20 protein-coding genes are annotated in these 19569 nt (G+C 58.5%); 12 read left to right on the top strand and 8 right to left on the bottom strand.

The features are described from left to right. Positions 1-52 precede the first annotated feature (52 nt). Entirely contained in the window at positions 53-1240 is a 1188-nt protein-coding gene (locus ACSOSI_RS02545; protein WP_115183353.1) for an MFS transporter, read from the top strand. Here the strand turns inward: ACSOSI_RS02545 and yjiA are convergent. The 5 genes from yjiA to ACSOSI_RS02570 form a co-directional block, all read right to left on the bottom strand. Continuing rightward, entirely contained in the window at positions 1196-2158 is a 963-nt protein-coding gene (gene yjiA / locus ACSOSI_RS02550) for a GTPase (RefSeq protein ID WP_261414030.1), read from the bottom strand. The genes ACSOSI_RS02545 and yjiA overlap by 45 nt on opposite strands. A gap of 12 nt (positions 2159-2170) precedes the next feature. Continuing rightward, a complete protein-coding gene (locus ACSOSI_RS02555) occupies positions 2171-2374 on the bottom strand; it encodes a YbdD/YjiX family protein (protein ID WP_004953088.1) in 204 nt (67 codons plus the stop codon). A 66-nt stretch (positions 2375-2440) separates the two neighbouring features. Next, the gene (locus tag ACSOSI_RS02560) at positions 2441-4621 is read right to left on the bottom strand and encodes a carbon starvation CstA family protein (protein WP_112363083.1); all 2181 of its coding nucleotides are present in this window, start codon (positions 4619-4621) and stop codon (positions 2441-2443) included. 233 nt (positions 4622-4854) lie between these two features. Beyond that, a complete protein-coding gene (locus ACSOSI_RS02565) occupies positions 4855-5565 on the bottom strand; it encodes a trehalose-6-phosphate synthase (RefSeq protein ID WP_476706503.1) in 711 nt (236 codons plus the stop codon). 63 nt (positions 5566-5628) lie between these two features. Beyond that, the gene (locus ACSOSI_RS02570; protein WP_476706504.1) at positions 5629-7002 is read right to left on the bottom strand and encodes a glutamine synthetase family protein; all 1374 of its coding nucleotides are present in this window, start codon (positions 7000-7002) and stop codon (positions 5629-5631) included. A 194-nt stretch (positions 7003-7196) separates the two neighbouring features. Here ACSOSI_RS02570 and ACSOSI_RS02575 point away from each other — a divergent pair, with 194 nt between their 5' ends. The 3 genes from ACSOSI_RS02575 (at position 7197) to ACSOSI_RS02585 (ending at position 8266) form a co-directional block, all read left to right on the top strand. Next, complete coding sequence (locus ACSOSI_RS02575; RefSeq protein ID WP_115183349.1) at positions 7197-7511, top strand: hypothetical protein; 315 nt, start codon at positions 7197-7199, stop codon at positions 7509-7511. A gap of 101 nt (positions 7512-7612) precedes the next feature. Beyond that, complete coding sequence (locus ACSOSI_RS02580) at positions 7613-7963, top strand: type II toxin-antitoxin system RelE/ParE family toxin (RefSeq protein WP_476706505.1); 351 nt, start codon at positions 7613-7615, stop codon at positions 7961-7963. A gap of 3 nt (positions 7964-7966) precedes the next feature. Further along, positions 7967-8266 carry a helix-turn-helix domain-containing protein gene (locus tag ACSOSI_RS02585; RefSeq protein WP_085119571.1) on the top strand — a complete coding sequence of 100 codons (300 nt, stop codon included), beginning with the start codon at positions 7967-7969 and terminating at the stop codon, positions 8264-8266. A 37-nt stretch (positions 8267-8303) separates the two neighbouring features. On the opposite strand, the gene yncE is transcribed toward ACSOSI_RS02585, so the two are convergent. Next, positions 8304-9380 carry a 7-bladed beta-propeller protein YncE gene (gene yncE, locus ACSOSI_RS02590; RefSeq protein ID WP_012005041.1) on the bottom strand — a complete coding sequence of 359 codons (1077 nt, stop codon included), beginning with the start codon at positions 9378-9380 and terminating at the stop codon, positions 8304-8306. Positions 9381-9565: 185 nt separating this feature from the next. After that, a complete protein-coding gene (locus ACSOSI_RS02595; RefSeq protein WP_261277705.1) occupies positions 9566-10474 on the bottom strand; it encodes a LysR family transcriptional regulator in 909 nt (302 codons plus the stop codon). Between the two features lie 169 nt (positions 10475-10643). On the opposite strand from ACSOSI_RS02595, the gene ACSOSI_RS02600 reads away from it, so the two are divergent. The 6 genes from ACSOSI_RS02600 to ACSOSI_RS02625 all read left to right on the top strand — a co-directional run bounded on the left by ACSOSI_RS02600 (position 10644) and on the right by ACSOSI_RS02625 (position 16402). After that, entirely contained in the window at positions 10644-11342 is a 699-nt protein-coding gene (locus tag ACSOSI_RS02600; protein WP_476706506.1) for a CoA transferase subunit A, read from the top strand. Between the two features lie 10 nt (positions 11343-11352). After that, positions 11353-12006 (top strand): CoA transferase subunit B, encoded by a 654-nt coding sequence (locus ACSOSI_RS02605; RefSeq protein WP_012005046.1) that lies wholly within the window; start codon positions 11353-11355, stop codon positions 12004-12006. A gap of 23 nt (positions 12007-12029) precedes the next feature. Beyond that, positions 12030-13211: an acetyl-CoA C-acetyltransferase gene (locus tag ACSOSI_RS02610; RefSeq protein WP_476707241.1), complete on the top strand. Its 1182-nt coding sequence runs from the start codon at positions 12030-12032 to the stop codon at positions 13209-13211. Positions 13212-13228: 17 nt separating this feature from the next. Continuing rightward, the gene (locus tag ACSOSI_RS02615) at positions 13229-14152 is read left to right on the top strand and encodes a 3-hydroxyacyl-CoA dehydrogenase family protein (RefSeq protein ID WP_476706507.1); all 924 of its coding nucleotides are present in this window, start codon (positions 13229-13231) and stop codon (positions 14150-14152) included. Between the two features lie 72 nt (positions 14153-14224). Next, on the top strand, positions 14225-15619 hold the full coding sequence (locus ACSOSI_RS02620; RefSeq protein ID WP_476706508.1) for a GntP family permease: 1395 nt from the start codon (positions 14225-14227) through the stop codon (positions 15617-15619). Positions 15620-15631: 12 nt separating this feature from the next. Further along, positions 15632-16402 carry a 3-hydroxybutyrate dehydrogenase gene (locus tag ACSOSI_RS02625; RefSeq protein ID WP_476706509.1) on the top strand — a complete coding sequence of 257 codons (771 nt, stop codon included), beginning with the start codon at positions 15632-15634 and terminating at the stop codon, positions 16400-16402. A 20-nt stretch (positions 16403-16422) separates the two neighbouring features. On the opposite strand, the gene ACSOSI_RS02630 is transcribed toward ACSOSI_RS02625, so the two are convergent. Continuing rightward, positions 16423-17241, bottom strand: a complete 819-nt coding sequence (locus ACSOSI_RS02630; protein ID WP_198010404.1) for an AraC family transcriptional regulator — start codon at positions 17239-17241, stop codon at positions 16423-16425. 122 nt (positions 17242-17363) lie between these two features. On the opposite strand from ACSOSI_RS02630, the gene ACSOSI_RS02635 reads away from it, so the two are divergent. Both ACSOSI_RS02635 and ACSOSI_RS02640 read left to right on the top strand, forming a co-directional pair. Next, positions 17364-18242: a helix-turn-helix domain-containing protein gene (locus ACSOSI_RS02635; protein ID WP_476706510.1), complete on the top strand. Its 879-nt coding sequence runs from the start codon at positions 17364-17366 to the stop codon at positions 18240-18242. A gap of 166 nt (positions 18243-18408) precedes the next feature. Then, positions 18409-19329 carry a L,D-transpeptidase family protein gene (locus ACSOSI_RS02640; RefSeq protein WP_261433497.1) on the top strand — a complete coding sequence of 307 codons (921 nt, stop codon included), beginning with the start codon at positions 18409-18411 and terminating at the stop codon, positions 19327-19329. The last annotated feature ends 240 nt before the right edge of the window (positions 19330-19569 follow it).

Below are 19569 nucleotides of genomic sequence, written 5' to 3' on the forward strand. Positions count from 1 at the left end.
TGGGGAAGGTGCTACTTTGTGGCCTACTTTCTTTTTGGATACGGGATGTACCATGCAACGCAGACTGACCCTGACCCTGGCGACACTGATGATGATGTTTCCCCAAATTGTGGAAACGATCTATAGCCCGGCTCTCACGCACATTGCCGACGGTTTTCACGTCAGCGCGGAGGTCGCGGCGCAAACCCTGTCCTGTTACTTTTTCGCTTTTGCTTTCGGGGTTGTCATCTGGGGCCGCTTGTGTGACGTGATCGGCCGGCGCCCCACCATTTTGGCCGGTTTGGCGCTGTATCTGCTGGCGTCGATCATCGCCATCTTCAGCACCGGCTTTACCCTGCTGTTGGCGGCCAGGGTACTGGCGGCGTTTGGTGCAGCGGTGGGGTCCGTAGGCACCCAGACTGCCATTCGCGATCGGTTCGACGGTTATGAGCTGGCGCGGGTGTTTTCCGTGATGGGGATTGCGATGGCGGTCAGCCCTGCGGTGGGGGTGCTGAGCGGCGCCCTGTTAACCCATTACTGGGGTTATCAGGGGGTGTTTGCCGGGCTGGCGGCGTTGGCCGCCTTGCTGCTGGCCTATGCCGCATGGCAGTTGCCGGAAACGCGCCCGGCGCAGGTGGTGAAAAGCTCCTTCTTCGGCACGTTTGGCAGAATGGTGAAAGACGGCGATATCTGGCGCAGCGCATGGCTGGTGGCCCTGTTCAACGTCTGCATGTTCAGCTATTACCAGCTGGCACCGTTTCGGTTTGAAGCGCTGGGCATTCCGCCGCAGTGGTTTGGCTATACCGGGTTGGTGCTGGCCGCCGGCGTCGGGATCGGCGCGGCAATCAACAAGTTTCTCATCGCCAAACAGTGGCTGTTTACGCCACTGCTGATGCTGGCCTGCGTATTGGCGTTGATCGGCGGCGGCCTGGTGTTCCTGTTGGAAGATAAGCTGTGGTTCGTGCTGCCGATGATGCTGGTGGTGATGGCCTACGGCATCGCGATCCCAAATATTTTGGCGCGGGCGCTGCGAAATTATAAGGATTGCATGGGCACCGCGGGCGCAATCCTTGGCCTGATGTACTACCTGATGCTGGCGGCGGGGCTGGTGCTGGCCGGGTTGGCGCAGCGGCCGGGCATCGTGCTGATGACGAGTAGCGCCTGCGCGCTGCTGCTGGCGTTGACCCTGGTGCGCGGTGAACGCACCGTCGCTATCTCAACCCAACCCGGCAAACCGCTCCCGGATCGTCTCCTCCGGTAAGTCCACGCCAATAAACACCAGCGTACTGCGGCGTTCCTCGTCGGGCAGCCATTCCCGATCCCAGTCGGCGTTATACAGCCGTTGCACGCCCTGGAACAGCAGGCGGCGCGGCTCGTCCTTGATCGACAAAATCCCCTTATAACGTAGCAGGCTGTCGGCGTATTCCAGCAGCAGGCCTTCCATCACTTCGGAAACCTGCATCAGCTCCAGCGGTTGGTCGTGGTACACCACAATCGACTGAATGTTGTTTTGCGCCTGCGGAATACGGCGGAACAGCGGGGCGGGCGGCGTCAGGTTCAGCTTGTCGTTCAGCACAAAGCCTTCGATGTCGAACAGCACGCCCAGATCGATATCGCCGTGCGTCACTTTATAAACCGGGGCGCGGGCGTTCATCTGTTGCAGCCGTTGGGTCAGCGCTTCACAGTCCGGCGCCACGTCGGTTTTGGTCAGCAGAATACGGTCGGCGTAGCCCACCTGCGCCTGCGCGATGCTGAACTGGTTGAGTTGTTGATCGGCATGTGCGGCGTCCACCAGGGTAATGATGCCGTCCAGCAGGAAGCGTTCGCAGAGGATCTCGTGCGAGAAAAAGGTCTGGGTGATCGGGCCGGGATCGGCCATGCCGGTGCATTCGATGATCAGCCGGTCGAACTCCAGTTGGCCCTGATCGACACCGTCCAGCAAGTCCAGCAGCGCGTCAGCCAGCTCGTTGGATTTGCTGCAGCAGATGCAGCCGTTGCTCAGGGTGGTGATGCGGCTGGCGCGATCGCCAATCAATGCATTGTCGATCGGGACTTCGCCGAACTCGTTTTCAATCACAGCAATCTTGTAGCCGTGTTCGGCGTTGAGAATATGGCGGAGCAGGGTGGTTTTACCGGCGCCCAAAAAGCCGGTCAGAATGGTGACTGCGATGGGTTTCATTACAGGTCCTTGTTAACAACAGCGCATGCCGCCTTTGCCGTCCCCACCGTAGCGGGCCTGCTGGCGTTCGCGGAAAAACTCTTTATAGGTCATCACCGGCTTGTCCGGGTGGTTGTCTTTCATATGCTGGACGTAGGTATCGTAGTCAGGCACGCCGACCAACATGCGCGCCGCCTGCCCGAGATATTTACCCGCCTGGCCGAGATTACCGAACATAGCCTTCTCCCAAAAAATGACCCTGCATAATAGATTTCATTATGCAGGGTATCCGTTAAATCACCATCAGTGCTGCGGTGAAACTTTGACGTCCCCCTCAGTTACGCCGTTGGATGGCGCTTCTTCAGGCACCGGTACGTAAGGGGTTTCCTGGTCGCTGCGGTTCGGGTTTTTGTGCGCCGCCATGGCGGTTTTCACCCCATAGAAGATGATGCTGTACACCACCAGCAGGAACAGAATACTCAGCCCGGCGTTGGTGTAGTTGTTCACCACGATATGGTTCATGTTGGCGACCTGCTGGGTGGTCAGCTCAGCGCCGCCTTCGGCGATTTTGCGTTTGTACTCGCCGGCCTGGAAGAAGAAGCCTTCCAACTGCGGGTTGTTGCTAAACAGTTTCAGGCCCAGGGCGTAGGTGGTACAAATCAGCAGCCAGACGGCCGGTACCACGGTGACCCAAATGTATTTGGTGCGCTTCATCTTGATCAGCACCACGGTCCCCAGCACCAGCGCCACGGCGGCCAGCATCTGGTTGGAGATGCCGAACAGCGGCCACAGGCTCTTCACGCCGCCGAGCGGATCGACCACCCCCTGATACAGCAGGTAGCCCCACAGCCCCACACAGCCGGCGGTGCCGACAATACCGGCCACCAGCGAGTCGGTTTTTTTCAGGAACGGCACAAAGTTGCCCAACAGGTCCTGCAGCATAAAGCGGCCGGAACGGGTGCCGGCGTCCAGTGCGGTCAGGATGAACATCGCTTCAAACAGAATGCCGAAGTGGTACCAGAAGCCCATATTGGCGCCAGGAATGATCTGGTGGAATACGTGGGCGATACCCACCGCCAGGGTTGGTGCGCCACCGGCGCGGTTCAGCACTGAAGGTTCACCGATGTCTTTGGCGGTCTGCAGGATCTGTTCCGGGCTGATGACAAAGCCCCAGGAACTGACGGTCGCCGCCGCATGGGCCGTCACATCACGCAGAGAGGCCATGATCATCGGGGCGTCTTCGGTGCCCAAACGGTGCAGGTCCGGCATGGTGATGCCCAGGGCCGCCGGTGGGGTGTTCATGGCGAAGTACAGGCCCGGTTCGATGATGGAAGCCGCGACCAGCGCCATGATGGCGACGAAGGACTCCATCAGCATCGCGCCGTAACCGATAAAGCGCGCGTCTTTTTCATTGGCCAACAGCTTCGGCGTGGTGCCGGAGGCGATCAGCGCATGGAAGCCGGAGACCGCGCCACAGGCGATGGTAATGAACAGGAACGGGAACACCGAGCCTTTCCACACCGGGCCGGTGCCGTCGATAAACTGGGTCATCGCCGGCATTTTCAGCTCAGGGTTGAGGATCACGATGCCAATCGCCAGCCCGACGATCACGCCGATTTTCAGGAAGGTCGCCAGATAGTCGCGCGGCGCCAGGATCAGCCACACCGGCAGCAGCGCGGAGATAAACGCATAGCCAATCAGCGTATAGGTGATGGTGGTGTCTTTAAAGGTCAGCGCCGGGCCCCAGAACGGGTCGTGGGCAATCACGCCGCCGAACCAGATCGAGAGCACCAGCAGCACGATGCCAATCAGCGAGATCTCACCGACCCGGCCGGGGCGCAGGAAGCGCATGTAGATACCCATAAACAGGGCAATCGGCACGGTAGAGCAAACGGTGAACACGCCCCATGGGCTTTCCGCCAGCGCTTTCACCACGATCAGGGCCAGCACCGCCAGAATAATGATCATAATCAGGAAGCAGCCAAACAGCGCGATGGTGCCCGGTATCGGCCCCATTTCCTTTTTGATGATCTCACCGAGCGAAGCACCGTTGCGGCGTGAGGAGATGAACAGCACTAAAAAGTCCTGCACTGCCCCCGCCAGCACCACGCCGCCCAACAGCCACAGCGTGCCGGGCAAATAGCCGACCTGTGCTGCCAGCACCGGGCCGACCAGCGGGCCTGCGCCGGCAATGGCGGCGAAGTGGTGGCCGAACAGCACGTACTTGTTGGTCGGCACATAGTTCAGGCCGTCGTTGTTGACCACCGCCGGGGTGGCGCGGAAGGCGTCCAGTTTCATCACCTTGGTGGCGATGTACAGGCTGTAATAACGGTACGCCACCAGATACACCGCCACCGAGGCGACGATGATCCACAGTGCGCTGATGTGTTCGCCGCGACGCAGCGCCACCACACCCAGGCAGGAAGCGCCGAGTATCCCCAGCAGCATCCAGGGTATGTGTTTTAAAATCCCCTCTCGGTTCATTGAGATGTCCTTAGTTCAAATCTGCAAAATGAGTGAGTTAATCCGCTTATAAGATGTTTCAGGCTCGCGGCCTGGGTGCGGATAACGGTCGGGTATAGGAACAGCTCATCATTGCGGGTCGGGGCAGGGGAAGACATCTGAATTTCAGTCAGCGGTGCTATAGGGGAGCTAAGCGGTCAAAATCCCGGGGTGAGCGGTTGGGCGCTGTGCGGCAACGCCAACCGGGCGGTGGGTCAGTAGATGTTGCGGGCGTTGATCCCGGCCGGGAAGATGCCGGTGGCAAAGATATGGCCGTTAACCTGCAGCCGATCGTCGGGCAGCATCTCGACCGGGTATTCATTGGCCAGATAATTGAGGAAGTTGTTGCGATCGTCCAGCGACTGAAAGCCAATCAGGTCGTAGAAAAATAGCGACTCGATTAACCCCTGATGCTCGGGGATCTGCCTGAGCAGCGCCGCCGACGGGAACGGCAAATGGAAGAAGAACGCGCAGGGGTTCAACAGCCCCTGTTCCTTCAGCGCCTGGCCGCAGGGCAGCAGCTGATAATCATCAATGCAGATGATGTCGTTCGGGCACACATACTCGCAGGCGATATCGGCGAAGTGCTGGTTGAGCTGGCGGTAAGCGCGGTAGTTCTCGGGCGTGAAATGCGCCTTCTCCGGGTGGTTATGGAATACCGGCCACAGGCCATCGTGATAGTAACCCTGATAGTGAAAGTGAAACTCTTCGGTGGACAGCGGGAAGGTTACTTGCTGATAGCCGCTGCGGTGCTGATAGCTGACCGGGCGCAGCGGTGCGGCGCCAAAGTTTTGCACGTCGCCGTTCCAGCCCAGCCACAGGCCTTGCTCATTATCACTGGCGTCAACGGAGGATAGCGCCTGCGTGGCGCAGGCCAGGTCTTTGCTGTCACACTGCTTATTCGAGATCAAAACCAAACGAGACATGTTTTGTTCCTTGTTCAATTATGGGGCGAATATATTCGCCCGATGAATGCAGAACCCGGCGGGTTAAAGCATCCAACTGACTTCCGCGGCGGTGACCTGCCCTTCAAAGCGGCGCAGTTCGGCGGTTTTGCAGGTGTACCACAGGGTGCAAAATGCCGGGCCAAGCAGCTCGCGCAGCGGCTGACAGCGGCGAAACAGCGTAAGTGCCTCCCGCTGGTTGAGTGGCAGTGGTGCGGCGCTGTCGTTTTCATAGCCGTTGGTGCTCGGGGGCAACGGCAGGGGCTGTTCCAGCCCGTGCAATAGACCGCCGAGTATTATCGCCACCGCCAAATAAGGATTGGCGTCGGCCCCGGCCAACCGGTATTCAATACGTTGGTTGGCGCTGTCGGCACAGGGCAGGCGTAGCGCGACGGTGCGGTTGTTGTGCCCCCAGGAGGCACGCAGTGGCACATGCATGCCTGGGCGAAAACGGCGGAAGGCGTTGACATTCGGTGCCAGGATGGCCATCGAGGCCGGCATCAATGCCAGCATTCCGGCCATCGCCTGTTGCATGTTGTCGCTCAGTTCACCCGGAGCGCCGGTCAGCAGGTTGTTGCCCTGTTCATCCTGCAGGCTGATATGAAAGTGCAAACCGCTGCCGGCGGATTGCGCGCAGGGTTTGGCCATAAAGCAGGCGTGCTGGTGGTGTTTCTCCGCTATCTGGCGCGTTAGCCGTTTCAGGGCCAGCACCTGGTCGCAGGCTTCCAGCACCCGGGCACTGTGGTGCAGGTTCAACTCGTACTGACCGGAGGCCGCTTCGGCCACCACGCCGGTGAGCGGCAGCGCCTGCAGTCTGGCCTGATGTTCGATATCGTTGAGCAGGGCGTGGTGGCGTTCCGGGGCATCGACAGAAAAACTTTGCGTCGGGCACTGGCCGGCAACGGCGGGTTGTTGCTGCGAGTCATGCAGATAAAACTCCAGTTCTGCCGCGATCACCGGGTAGTAGCCTTTGGCCTGCAGGCGTTTGAGAATCTGTTGCAGCACCACGCGCGGTTCCAGTTCGCAAGCCTCACCTTCGGCGTTTTTCATCGTCAGCAGCAACTGGGCGTGGTGCTGTGGGTCACGGGCGCAGGGGCGCAATGTGCCCGGTACCGGCAGGCACAACCTGTCCGGCTCCCCGGCCTGCTGGCCCAGCCCGCTTTCTTCAATGACCTGGCCCGCGAGATCCATGGCGTAGAGCGACAGCGGGAAATAGCAGCCCTTTTCCAGCCTGAACAACTCGGCGACCGGCAGCCGTTTGCCACGGAATTGACCGTTTAAATCGTTGAGATAAATATCGACGTGTTCGGTATCCGGATAACGCTGTAAATACTGTTCAACTTCCTTGCCAAAGGGACGTGGCTGCGCGGCGGTAATATCCGCCAGCATTGGGTTGAAGCCAATAATATTAGAATACATGAAACATCCGTCTCGTGAGGCCATATTGGCGATGTAATGATGTTATCCGTGGCCCTAAAAACTGTCTGTAAAAACGCCGTAACTTTATTTCCGCCCGGAATAAAAAAACTGTAAATAATGCGTCGTCGTCCGATGGCTGAATAATAAACAGCCGCATATACTGCGAATCATTGGGTTATTCAGGAGAGAAGTTGATGATCAGATCTTTAATCGTATTTATCGCCGCCATCACGGCGTTCAACGTCGCGGCGTCGTCGGAGGCTGCCTGGGCCAGTGGCGATAAAGCGCTGCAAGCGGCCTGTCTGAAAGCCAGCGGACTGAAAGGTGCCAAAGCCGCCGGAAGCATTATTCATTATGGCGACGACGTCGGTTACTCGGCGCTGCTGATTAGCGGCCGTTACCCGCAGGCGTTTATGCACAACAAGCCAGGCAAAGAGCTGTGTCTTTACCAGCGTGCCACTAAAAAGGTGGTGATCCAGGATGCCGACGGGCTGGTGGGGCAGGTGTAGTCAACGGACTATTAATGGCTAAATTTTCAACAATGGCGTTGTATTTATAGATTGTGGTCTATATCTTTGTCATAGATTGTAGTCTATAAAAAGGGAATGCCATGTGGACTGTAATAACTACGGAAGAGTTTGATCGATGGTTTGCATCGCAAGATGAACCTACTCAAGAGAAGGTGCTTGCTGCAATGGTAATGCTTGGGCGAACAGGCCCCAACCTGTCAAGGCCGTTTGTAGACTCATTGAGGGGATCACAACACCCAAATATGAAAGAGTTGCGAATTCAGCATAAGGGGCGGCCAATTCGTGCTTTTTTTGCATTTGATCCGAAACATCAGGCAATCGTTCTGTGTGCTGGCGATAAGACAGGTAACGAGAAGCGGTTTTATAAAGTCATGCTACCTATTGCAGATGCGCAATTTACCCAGCATTTGATGTTCAATTTTGAGGAGTAACCAATGGGTACTTTAAAAGAAATGTTGGCTTCACGTACTCCTGAGAGCAGGCAGCGGATCGAGGAAATGGCAGAGGAGATGCTGTTGGAAACCCGTTTGTACGAGTTGCGCGAAGCCCTAAATATCTCGCAGCAGGCGTTGGCGAATAGTCTTGGTATTTCCCAGCCCTCCGTTGCGGCGATCGAGCAGCGCGGGAATGAGCTAAAAATTTCGACATTAAAGCGTTATGTCGAAGCCATGGGGGGGACACTGCGGTTGGATATCGAATTGCCGGACGGCAAGCACGTCGGGTTTAAGGTTTGAATTGATAAAAGGGGCGCTATAGCGCCCCCTGTCGGTGTTATTTCAAAGCGATGCGGATCACGTCATCCGGCGCCGTGGCCTCTTTCTCACGGCTGGAAGCCTGCTTGACGCTGACGTACAGCGTCTGGCCATCCGGTGACAGCGCCAGGCTGTTCGGGTGAGTCGGCGTCTTGATGGTTTGCAGCAGCTTGTAGCTCTTGGCGTCAATCACGCTCACTTCACCCGCCTGGCGATGGGTCACGTAGACTTCATTGCGCGCCGGATTGAACAACACCGCCAGCGATTCCGGCACGTCGATCTTGCTCAGAATTTTGCCGTCGCGGGTATCGACAACCAACACCTGTGCCTGCTTGGAGTCGGTGATAAAGGCGCGGTGAGTGGCCGGATCCAGGCTGATGTTCAGGAAGAAGTGCTCTTTGGACTCATCGAGCTTCTTGCGGCTGACGACCTTGTTGGTTTTGGTGTCGATAGTCACCAGTTCGCCGTCGGCGTTGGTTACATACAGCCGGCCGGCAGCGGCGTCCAGCGCCAGGCCGGTGCCGTATTTGCCTGTCTCGGTGATGGTGGTGCGCAGGGTCAGATCCTTGCCGTCGACCACCCAAACCACGCTGGACTCACCCAGCCCGGTGATATACAGGGTATCGGTGGTGGCATCGGCGACCAGCTCACGCGGAGCCAGGGGTTTTACCGTCTCGGAACGCTTGCGCGCGTCCAGCACCAGGCGGCCTTTCACCTCACCGGTTTTGCCATCGATGGCGGTCACCGAGTTGCTGGTGGTGTTGCCAAAGAACAGCGTGTCGGTTTTGCTGTTAATGGCTGCGCCGAAGGGTTTGATGTCGTTGTGAATGATCTGGGTGATATCCAGCGTCTGTGGATCCAAACGATAGACTACGCCACCTTTATCCAGCTTGCGGCTTTGCGAAGTGGCCAGATACAGCGCGTTCTCGCCCTGGCTGTAGACCATCTCATAAGCGCCTTTCGCGATCGGTTTACGCAGCAGTTCTGGCTCGCCCTGGGCCAGCAGCGGGGCAGAAAACAGCATTGAAGTGAGCAGCAGCAGTGGGAAAGCGGTGCGCGTGCCGAAACGGCGGTTGCGAGTTGTTGCAGAGTTCATAACCTCTCCATGGAGTTAAAAAGCCTGTCGCCGCAGAGCCGTTGCCCTGAGGTCAAGAAAGCTCAACATTGAATTGAAGGTAAAGTCCTGCCGGTCGCGTCGTGGCGCACCGGATTCTGTTCTTGAGAATAGTAATCATTATTTATTGAGAATGGGAGTTATTTCAATGCAGGCTGGGGTGAAAATCACAGTGTGGAGGATTGGCTGGCAGCCATTTCCCGTTCAATCACCCCGGCCAGCGCCTGGGCCGCCGAAGACAGACGGTGCTGGGCGAGGCGGATCAGTCCGACGCGGCGTTCAATCACCGGGCCGAATAACGGCACGCAGGTTGCACCTAACTCGCCCATCTGTTGCTCACACAACGCCGGTACCGCGCTGGCGCCCAGTCCGTTAGCCACCATGCGGCCGACCGTCACCAACTGGTGGCTTTCAAACGCCACCTCCAGCGTTCTGCCGCTTTTGGCCAGCGTTTGTTCCAGCAACAGACGCACCGCAGAAGGGCGCTGCAGGGTAATAAAGTCCAGCGTCAACAACTCTTTCCAGCTCACCTGCGCCCGGCTCGCCAGCGGTGAATGCTTTGGCACCACCGCCACAAAGCGATCGTTGCACAACGGGGTGAAGTGCAGGGTATCGCTGGGCTCCGGCTCGAAGGCAATGCCCATTTCCACCCGGCCTTCGCGGATCATCTCGAACACCTGCTCGTTAATCACGTCGTGCACCGCCACGTTGATCCCGGCGTAGTGATCGCGAAACACTTTCAGGATCGGCGGCAGCGGGTTGGCAGCGAACGAAGGCATGGCAGCGATCGCCACTTTGCCCAGTTGCAGGGTAAAACGCTGACGCATCGCCTCTTCCGCATTGTCCCAGTCCGCCAACAGTTGGCGCGCCATCGGGAAGAAGCTTTCCCCTTCCGGCGTCAGCGCCACACGCCGGGTGGTACGCAGCAGCAACTGTCCCCCCAGCACCTCTTCCAGTCCGCGAATGGCGAGACTCAGCGCCGGCTGCGAAATATTCAGCCGTTCGCTCGCCTGGGCGAAGTTAAGAGTGTGAGCTACCGCTAAAAATGCGCGTAACTGTTTGATGCTCATTTTCATTTTTGAATTATTTAACTCTTTTGAAAACAGTAATTAACAATTTATTAATAAAAATTTTAAATCAATGGGGCATAAAAACAAAATTAACAAATCATTTTTGTGACCTGATGATGCCTTTGCACAGGCAGGGGCATGCCGCCCACGGCCACAGAATACTCAGAGGCAGCCAATGGCAGGGCTCGATAAACGCGTCGCAAGCTACCAGGAAGCGCTGGCAGGCCTGACGGACAATATGACGGTGTTGGCGGGCGGTTTCGGCCTGTGCGGCATCCCGGAAAACCTGATTAATGAGATCCGTCGCCTGGGAGTGACCGGCCTGACGGTGGTATCAAACAACTGCGGCATCGACGGCTTTGGCCTCGGCCTGCTGCTGGAAAACCGGCAGATCCGCAAGGTGGTGGCCTCCTACGTTGGTGAGAACGCGCTGTTCGAGCAGCAGGCGATCAGCGGTGAACTGGAAGTGGAGCTGACGCCGCAGGGTTCTCTGGCAGAAAAAATTCGTGCCGGAGGCGCCGGTATCCCGGCGTTCTTCACCGCTACTGGCTACGGCACCCCGGTGGCCGAAGGCAAGGAGGTACGCGAATTCAACGGCCGCCCTTACATCATGGAGCAGGCGATCACCGGTGACTTCGCCATCATCAAGGGCTGGAAAGCCGATCACTTCGGCAATGTTATCTATCGCCACACCGCACAGAACTTTAACCCGCTGATGGCCACCGCCGGGCGAATCACCGTGGTGGAGGTGGAAGAGATCGTCGCACCGGGCGAACTGGATCCGGCAGCGATCCACACTCCCGGCATCTACGTTGACCGCCTGATCCAGGGCAGTTTCGAAAAGCGCATTGAACAGCGCACTCTGCGTACCTGAGGAGAACCCCATGCTTACCCGTGAACAAATGGCGCAGCGCGTGGCACAAGAACTGCGTGACGGCGACTACGTCAATCTGGGGATCGGCATTCCGACGCTGGTGGCCAACTATGTGCCGCCGGGCATGGACGTGATGCTGCAATCCGAAAACGGCCTGCTGGGAATGGGTGGCTTCCCGACCGAAGCTGAGCTGGATGCCGACATGATTAACGCCGGTAAGCAGACGGTCACCGCCCGTATCGGCGCCTCGATTTTCGACTCGGCACAGTCGTTCGCCATGATCCGTGGCGGCCATGTCGATCTCACCGTATTGGGCGCTTTTGAAGTGGACGTTGAAGGCAACATCGCCTCGTGGATGATCCCCGGCAAGTTGGTGAAGGGCATGGGCGGCGCGATGGACCTGGTGGCCGGTGCGGAGAACATCATTGTGGTGATGACCCACGCGTCAAAGAGTGGCGAGTCCAAGCTGTTACCGCGCTGCACGTTGCCGTTGACCGGTGCCGGTTGCATTCGCAAGGTTCTGACTGACCTGGCCTATCTGGAAATTGAAAACGGTGCCTTTGTGCTGCGCGAACGTGCGCCCGGCGTCAGCGTGGAGGAGATTGTCGCCAAAACCGCCGGTCGGCTGATAGTGCCGACTCAGGTGCCGGAGATGCGCTTCTGATGATGTTATCCAGGGAGAAAACCATGCAACAGGTAGTGATTGTAGCGGCGACTCGCACGCCGATTGGCAGTTTTCAGGGCGCGTTGGCCTCATTGTCGGCGGTGGATCTGGGCACGGTGGTGGTGAAAGCCCTGCTGGCCCGCAGCGGGGTTGCAGCGGAGCAGGTGGATGAGGTGATCCTCGGGCAGGTGCTGACGGCCGGTTGTGGGCAGAACCCGGCACGCCAGACCGCATTGAACGCCGGGCTGCCCCATAGCGTGCCGGCGTTGACCATCAACAAAGTCTGTGGCTCCGGTCTGAAAGCGATTCATCTGGCGGTGCAGGCGATCCGCTGTGGTGACGCCGAGGTGATTATCGCCGGGGGGCAGGAAAGCATGAGTCAGTCGCCGTATCTGATGAACGGCGCGCGTGCCGGGCTGCGGCTGGGCCACGGTCAGTTGACTGACAGCGTGATCCAGGACGGCCTGTGGGATGCCTTCAACGATTATCACATGGGTATCACCGCTGAAAATCTGGCGGAGAAATACGCCATCAGTCGCAGCGAGCAGGATGAGTTTGCGCTGCGTTCACAACAGAAAACCCAGGCCGCCCAACAGGCCGGGCGTTTTGTGGCGGAAATCACTCCGGTCGAGGTCGCTAAACCCAAAGGGGAAGTGCTGCGGGTGGCCAGTGACGAGCAACCCCGCGGCGACGCCACGCTGGAAAGTCTGGCCCGGCTGCGTCCGGCGTTCCGCAAAGACGGTACGGTGACCGCCGGTAACGCTTCCTCAATTAACGACGGTGCGGCGGCGGTGCTGTTGATGAGCGCGGCGAAGGCGGCCGAGCTGAAGCTGCCGGTGCTGGCGCGCATTGCCGGTTATGCGGCATCGGGTGTTGATCCGGCGATCATGGGGATTGGTCCGGTACCGGCGGCGCGTCGCTGTCTGGCCAACGCCGGTTGGTCGCTGAGCGAAGTCAATTTGATCGAGGCCAATGAAGCCTTTGCCGCACAGGCGCTGGCCGTCGGCCGCGAACTGGAGTGGGACAGCACCAGGGTCAATGTTAACGGCGGGGCGATAGCGCTCGGGCATCCGATCGGGGCTTCCGGTTGCCGTATTTTGGTCACGCTGCTGTATGAGATGCAGCGCCGTGAGGTCAACAAGGGGCTGGCGATGCTGTGCATCGGCGGCGGACAGGGTGTGGCGCTGGCGGTTGAGCGCGGCTGATAACCCAGGAGGAAACTATGCGTTCATCTGAGACTGTGGTGCTGGGCGCCGGGCTGATGGGGGTTGGAATCGCCACCCACTTTGCCCGCCACGGCCACGACGTCCTGCTGTATGACCCGGACTCGCAGCGGCTGGCGGAGGTTGCGGCGGTCGCGGGCAGTATTCTGGCGGAGCTGATCGAGGTTGGGCAGTTTGCGGCGGCAGAGCAGGCGACGGTGCTGGCACGTCTGAGCGTGACCGACGATCTGAACGATGTGGCCCGCGCCCGGCTGTTGATCGAGGCGATCCCCGAGCGCCTGGCGCTCAAGCATGCCTTGTACGAACAGCTGGAAGGGCTGATTGCCGACGATGCGGTGATCGCCAGCAACACCAGCGGTCTGCCGCCGGATGAGTTGGCGGTCAGAATGATCCATCCGCAGCGCCTGTTGATCGCCCATTTTTGGAATCCGCCGCATCTGATCCCGCTGGTGGAGATCGTACCCGGCAGTGCCACCGATCCCCGTTATCTGACCGCGGTGCAGGAATTACTCAGTGGTATGGCGCTGGAGGCGGTGCTGCTGGATCGTGCCGCACCGGGGTTCGTTGGCAACCGGCTGCAGTTTGCGCTGCTGCGCGAGGCGCTACACATCGTACAAAGCGGCATTGCCAGCCCGCAGGTGGTGGATCAGGTGATGCGCGCTTCGCTTGGGCGGCGTTACGCGATGGTCGGGCCGTTGGAGGCCGCCGATATGACCGGTCTGGGGACGGTGGCGGATATTGCCCGCCACTTGCTGCCGGAGTTGGCGACCGATGACAGCATGATGGCGCTGGTGGAAAGCCGGCTCCGCCAGGGCAACACTGGCCAACGCAGCGGCCAGGGATTTTATCACTGGGATGAAGCACGCAGGGAACGCATTCAACAGCGGCGGGCGCACCAACTGCGTTTTGCTCTGAAACCTTAACCGCACCCAACAACAATAATGAATTGCTCAATATGGCTGGCGTGGTTCAGACATCAAGGGCAATAGGGAGTGATGATGAGCGTTTTGATTGCCCTGGCAGCACTGGGAGTCCTGATGCTGGCCGCCTACCGCGGCTACAGCGTTATTTTGTTTGCCCCGATCGCCGCGCTGGGCGCGGTGTTATTGACCGATCCCGGCGCGGTCGCCCCGACCTTCACCGGGCTGTTTATGGAAAAGATGGTCGGCTTCGTCAAACTCTACTTCCCGGTGTTTCTGCTGGGGGCGGTGTTTGGCAAACTGATTGAACTGTCCGGTTTTTCCCGCTCGATTGTGGCAGCGGCGATTAACATCCTCGGCCGTCGCCACGCTATCCCGGTGATTGTGCTGGTCTGTGCACTGCTGACCTACGGCGGCGTCTCGCTGTTTGTGGTGGCGTTCGCGGTCTATCCCTTCGCCGCCGAGCTGTTTCGCCAGAGCGGTATCCCTAAACGGCTGATCCCGGCGACGGTGGCGCTCGGCGCGTTTTCCTTCACCATGGATGCGCTGCCCGGCACACCACAGATCCAGAACATCATTCCGACCAGCTTTTTCGACACCAATGCCTGGGCCGCGCCCTGGCTGGGGTTGATTGGCTCGCTGTTTATCATCGCGGTCGGCCTGTTTTATCTTGAACGCCAGCGCAGCAAGGCACAGGCACGGGGTGAAGGCTACGGTACCGAACTGCTCAACGAGCCTGAAACCCCGGACAACATCAATTTACCCAATCCGCTGATCGCCATTATGCCGTTGATCCTGGTGGGTTTGCTGAACCTGGGCTTTACCCACTGGATCCCGCAGTGGTATGGCGTCAGCCACGAGTTGACCCTGCCGGGGTTGGCCAAGCCGATCACCACCGAGATCGGCAAGATCACCGCCATCTGGGCGGTGGAGGCGGCGTTGGTGTCGGGTATTCTGCTGGTGCTGATTTTTGGTTTCCGCAACGTTCGCGGACGGCTGGCGGAAGGCAGTAAAACGGCGGTCGGCGGGGCGATTTTGGCCGCGATGAACACCGCTTCGGAATACGGCTTTGGCGCAGTGATCGCGGCACTGCCGGGGTTTCTGGTGCTGTCGAAGGCGCTGGCAACCATTCCCAACCCGCTGGTGAATGAGGCGGTCAGCGTCACGCTGCTGGCGGGCATCACCGGTTCGGCCTCCGGCGGCATGAGTATCGCGCTGGCGGCCATGTCCGAATCCTTTATCGCCGCCGCCCACGCCGCGCATATCCCACTGGAAGTGCTGCACCGGGTGGCCTCCATGGCCAGCGGCGGCATGGACACCTTGCCGCATAACGGTGCGGTGATCACCCTGCTGGCCATCACCGGTCTTAGCCATCGGCAGGCCTATGGCGGCATCTTCGCCATCACCCTGATTAAGAGCGCCGCAGTGCTGTTTGTGATTGGCGTGTTCTACCTGACCGGCATTGTTTAAAGGAGCAACAACATGAATTTACAAGGAAAAACGGCACTGGTGACCGGTTCGACCAGCGGTATCGGCCTCGGGCTGGCCGCCAGCCTGGCGGCCGCGGGCGCCCAGGTGATCCTCAACGGTTTTGGCGAGGTGGAGCAGGCGAAGGCACATATCGCAGGTTTGGGCGCCGCGCCCGGCTACCACGACGCAGATCTCAGCGATCCGCAACAGATCGCCGATCTGATGCGTTATGTCGAGCTGGAGTTTGGTGGCACCGACATTCTGGTTAATAACGCCGGTATTCAGCATGTTTCACCCCTGGAGTCATTCCCGGCCGATAAATGGAACGCGATTATTGCGATTAATCTGTCGTCGGTGTTCCACACCAGCCGCCTGGCACTGCCGGGTATGCGAGAGCGCGGTTGGGGACGGATTATCAACGTTGCCTCGGTGCATGGGTTGGTGGCATCCAAAGACAAGGCGGCCTATGTGGCGGCCAAACACGGCGTGGTGGGGCTGACCAAAACCATCGCGCTGGAAACCGCGCGTAGCGCCATCACCTGCAATGCCATCTGTCCCGGTTGGGTGCTGACACCGTTGGTGCAGCAGCAAATTGACCAGCGGATTGCCGCCGGCACCGATCCACAGCAGGCGCGCAATGAGCTGCTGGCGGAGAAACAGCCCTCGCTGGAGTTTGTGACGCCGGAGCAGTTGGGGGAACTGGCGCTGTTTCTGTGCAGCGACGCCGCAGTGCAGGTGCGCGGTGCCGCCTGGAATATGGATGGCGGCTGGTTGGCGCAGTAACTTTGTGGCCGGTTTCGGAACTACATGACGATCCCGGCCCCTTGCGCCCGGTCCGCCGCATTTTTCTCTGCCAGATAGCGCGCCGGCGGTTTACCCACCGCTTTTCTGAACATGGTGACAAAACCGCTGGCGCTTTCGTAGCCCAGATCCAGCGCCACCCGTTGCACGCTGTCACCCTGGGTCAGCCGTTGCAGCGCCAGCACCACGTGCAATTGTCGCCGCCAGTGGCCAAAGCTCATGCCCATTTGTTGTTGCAGAGTGCGGTTGAGCGAGCGTTCGCTCATGCCGATACGCTGCGCCCATTGGCCAAGTGTTGCCTTGTCCGCCGGGTTGGCCAGCAGCCGCTCCGTTAACTGGCGAATGCGTGCGTCATTGGAAACCGGCAGGTGCAGATTCTCAACCGGCGCCTTGACCAACTGATCCAACAATACGCCGGCCAATCGTCCTTCCGGGCCTTGTTGGTCGTACAGCTGTTCGAAAGCGCTGGCCTGGAACAGCAGTTCACGCAGCAGCGGGGACACCGCCAGCGTACAGCAGTGGGTCGGCAACCCGGCGATAGCATCCTGATCGACAAACAGGCAGTAGCACTCGCTGGCACTGGCCCCCTGGGCGTTATGCAGCACATTGCTGGGCATCCATAACGCACACTGTGGCGGCACCAGCCACAGACCGTTTTCCACCTCGCAGCGGATCATGCCGCGCACCGTATAAATCAGCTGTGCCTTGCGGTGCCGGTGATGGGTGATCTCCCAATCTTTATCAATGGTGGAACCTTGCACGGCAAAAATGGCACGCGGTACCTGATCGATATCGAAACGCGGCTCGGTGATAAAGGTCATGAGAATAATTCTCAGTTTGGCGTAATTGAAAAACATTATGTCCTGATTGTGCAATGTGGTCTAGCACCGCGACCGATACAGTGAGCGCTGGTTTTGGCACTCTCAGGAGATAAGGTGGCGCTATGTATCAACAACAGGTCATTACGGCACTGCTGGCCTGGATCGAGCAAAACCTCGACCAGCCGCTGACACTCGACGATATTGCGGCCAAATCAGGCTATTCCAAATGGCACCTGCAGCGGTTATTCAAAGAGTTAACCGGCGAAATCCTGGGAACTTACGCCCGGCGCAGGCGGCTGACGGCCGCCGCACGCGAACTGCGGCTCACCAATCACGGCGTGGCCTTTATCGCCGACAAGTATCAGTTTGATTCCCAGCAGACTTTCACCCGCTGTTTCAAAAAGCAGTTTGGTATGCCGCCGGCCGGTTATCGCCGCAGTACCGACTGGTCAGGGCAGGGGATGCAGCCTCCGCTGCGGCCGATGGATGCGCCATTACCACAGGCGGAGATCATTACGCTGCCGGCAATGCAATTGATTGGCCACACCCAGCACCGCAGTTGTACGTTGGGACAGCTGCTGCATTCGAAAAACGAGCTGCGTCAGCATGCCTGGCGGCAGATGATGCCGAAGGAAGCCGAAACCTCGGCGGTGGTCTATGGCCTCACCAGTCTGGAGGCCGACAGCAGGCTACGCGGTAGGCAACGGATGGCTTATACCCTGGCGTTGGCGGACGAGCGGGCAGAAGGCGAACGGGTACTGATCGAGCAGGGCGACTACGCCAGCTTTACCTATCAGGGGCAGGTTGAAGAGTTACAAAACTTTATCGCCCGCCTGTATGACACCGCGATACCCATGATGAAAGCAATACGGCGGCCGGGTAAGGATATCGAGCGTTTTTATCCCGCGTTGGGTGGCGTTTGCAGCGCCGGCGGTACGGCGATCCGCTGCGAATATCTGATCCCTATCCGCCTGATGTCAGCGCCAATCGCCGCGTTTTAGCGGCGGTTTTCACAGTGGCTCCTCTTCGTGCCGCACCAGGTTACAAAAAAGTTCGATATTGCGCCGGTAATGTTTCACACTTAGGTCGATGTGCACATATAATGCGCATCCGGTCATTTATGGCCGAAATAACCTATAACTGCCAGTGGCCATAACCTACACGAAGATGAAAATGAGCATTCGCGCGTTAATAACCCTGTTTACGGCACTGGTGGTTTTCAGCCAAGCTGCCTTCGCCGTTGTCTATCCATTACCAGCCAAAGACAGCCGTCTGGTGGGTGAGAACATCCAAATCACCGTACCGGAAGACAGCAAGCTGCCGTTGGAGAGCTTTGCCGCTCAATACCAGATGGGCCTGAGCAATATGCTGGAAGCCAACCCGGGTGTGGATCCGTTCCTGCCGAAGGCCGGCAGCACCCTGACCATCCCTCAGCAGCTGATCCTGCCTGACGCTCCGCGTGAAGGCATCATCATCAACAGCGCCGAGATGCGTCTGTACTACTACCCGAAAGGCACCAACACGGTGATCGTGCTGCCAATCGGTATCGGCCAGTTGGGTAAAGATACCCCTCTGAACTGGACCACCACGGTACAGCGCAAGAAAGACGGCCCAACCTGGACGCCAACCGCCAAGATGCGCGCAGAATACGCCGCTGACGGCGAGATCCTGCCAGCGGTATTCCCGGCCGGTCCTGACAACCCGATGGGGCTGTATGCGTTGTACGTTGGTCGTCTGTATGCGATCCACGGTACCAACGCCAACTTCGGTATCGGTCTGCGCGTGAGCCACGGCTGCGTGCGTCTGCGTGCTGACGACATCAAGTTCCTGTTCGACAACGTGCCGGTCGGGACTCGTGTGCAATTTATCAACGAGCCGATCAAAGCCAGCGTAGAGCCGGACGGTTCCCGTTACCTGGAAGTGCACAACCCGCTTTCCGCTAACGAAGAGCAACTGAAGTCGAAAGATCCGGTGCCGTTGACCATCTCTGCGCCAGTAGGCAAAGTGATGATGGATCCAGCCGTTAACCAGAGCGAAGTGGACGCGGCAATGAAAGCCCGTTCCGGTATGCCGGTTAAAGTGAACTGATTAAATCAGTGCTGCAAAACAAGACGCCTGCGGGCGTCTTTTTTTATGGTGGTTATTTTAAATAACAACATTTATCTCTCAAAAAAGTGAATTATCGTCCTGTGGATAGGATAGTTATAATTTAAATGTTCCGTAGTTATATTTTAAAGGTGTCTTACCGTTGTGAGATATATATAAATCAATGCTGGATGGCCATGATTAACCTGTTCGTAAATAATATAAATACTCTGAATTAGTTCT

The sequence above is a fragment of the Serratia sp. AR11 genome, assembly GCF_056376275.1.

Excerpts from the sequence above, each read along its gene's own strand:
- ACSOSI_RS02545 (WP_115183353.1), top strand. The coding sequence starts at position 53 with ATGCAACGCAGACTGACCCTGACCCTGGCGACACTGATGATGATGTTT.
- yjiA (WP_261414030.1), bottom strand. The coding sequence starts at position 2,158 with ATGAAACCCATCGCAGTCACCATTCTGACCGGCTTTTTGGGCGCCGGT.
- ACSOSI_RS02555 (WP_004953088.1), bottom strand. The coding sequence starts at position 2,374 with ATGTTCGGTAATCTCGGCCAGGCGGGTAAATATCTCGGGCAGGCGGCG.
- ACSOSI_RS02560 (WP_112363083.1), bottom strand. The coding sequence starts at position 4,621 with ATGAACCGAGAGGGGATTTTAAAACACATACCCTGGATGCTGCTGGGG.
- ACSOSI_RS02565 (WP_476706503.1), bottom strand. The coding sequence starts at position 5,565 with ATGTCTCGTTTGGTTTTGATCTCGAATAAGCAGTGTGACAGCAAAGAC.
- ACSOSI_RS02570 (WP_476706504.1), bottom strand. The coding sequence starts at position 7,002 with ATGTATTCTAATATTATTGGCTTCAACCCAATGCTGGCGGATATTACC.
- ACSOSI_RS02575 (WP_115183349.1), top strand. The coding sequence starts at position 7,197 with ATGATCAGATCTTTAATCGTATTTATCGCCGCCATCACGGCGTTCAAC.
- ACSOSI_RS02580 (WP_476706505.1), top strand. The coding sequence starts at position 7,613 with ATGTGGACTGTAATAACTACGGAAGAGTTTGATCGATGGTTTGCATCG.
- ACSOSI_RS02585 (WP_085119571.1), top strand. The coding sequence starts at position 7,967 with ATGGGTACTTTAAAAGAAATGTTGGCTTCACGTACTCCTGAGAGCAGG.
- yncE (WP_012005041.1), bottom strand. The coding sequence starts at position 9,380 with ATGAACTCTGCAACAACTCGCAACCGCCGTTTCGGCACGCGCACCGCT.
- ACSOSI_RS02595 (WP_261277705.1), bottom strand. The coding sequence starts at position 10,474 with ATGAAAATGAGCATCAAACAGTTACGCGCATTTTTAGCGGTAGCTCAC.
- ACSOSI_RS02600 (WP_476706506.1), top strand. The coding sequence starts at position 10,644 with ATGGCAGGGCTCGATAAACGCGTCGCAAGCTACCAGGAAGCGCTGGCA.
- ACSOSI_RS02605 (WP_012005046.1), top strand. The coding sequence starts at position 11,353 with ATGCTTACCCGTGAACAAATGGCGCAGCGCGTGGCACAAGAACTGCGT.
- ACSOSI_RS02610 (WP_476707241.1), top strand. The coding sequence starts at position 12,030 with ATGCAACAGGTAGTGATTGTAGCGGCGACTCGCACGCCGATTGGCAGT.
- ACSOSI_RS02615 (WP_476706507.1), top strand. The coding sequence starts at position 13,229 with ATGCGTTCATCTGAGACTGTGGTGCTGGGCGCCGGGCTGATGGGGGTT.
- ACSOSI_RS02620 (WP_476706508.1), top strand. The coding sequence starts at position 14,225 with ATGATGAGCGTTTTGATTGCCCTGGCAGCACTGGGAGTCCTGATGCTG.
- ACSOSI_RS02625 (WP_476706509.1), top strand. The coding sequence starts at position 15,632 with ATGAATTTACAAGGAAAAACGGCACTGGTGACCGGTTCGACCAGCGGT.
- ACSOSI_RS02630 (WP_198010404.1), bottom strand. The coding sequence starts at position 17,241 with ATGACCTTTATCACCGAGCCGCGTTTCGATATCGATCAGGTACCGCGT.
- ACSOSI_RS02635 (WP_476706510.1), top strand. The coding sequence starts at position 17,364 with ATGTATCAACAACAGGTCATTACGGCACTGCTGGCCTGGATCGAGCAA.
- ACSOSI_RS02640 (WP_261433497.1), top strand. The coding sequence starts at position 18,409 with ATGAAAATGAGCATTCGCGCGTTAATAACCCTGTTTACGGCACTGGTG.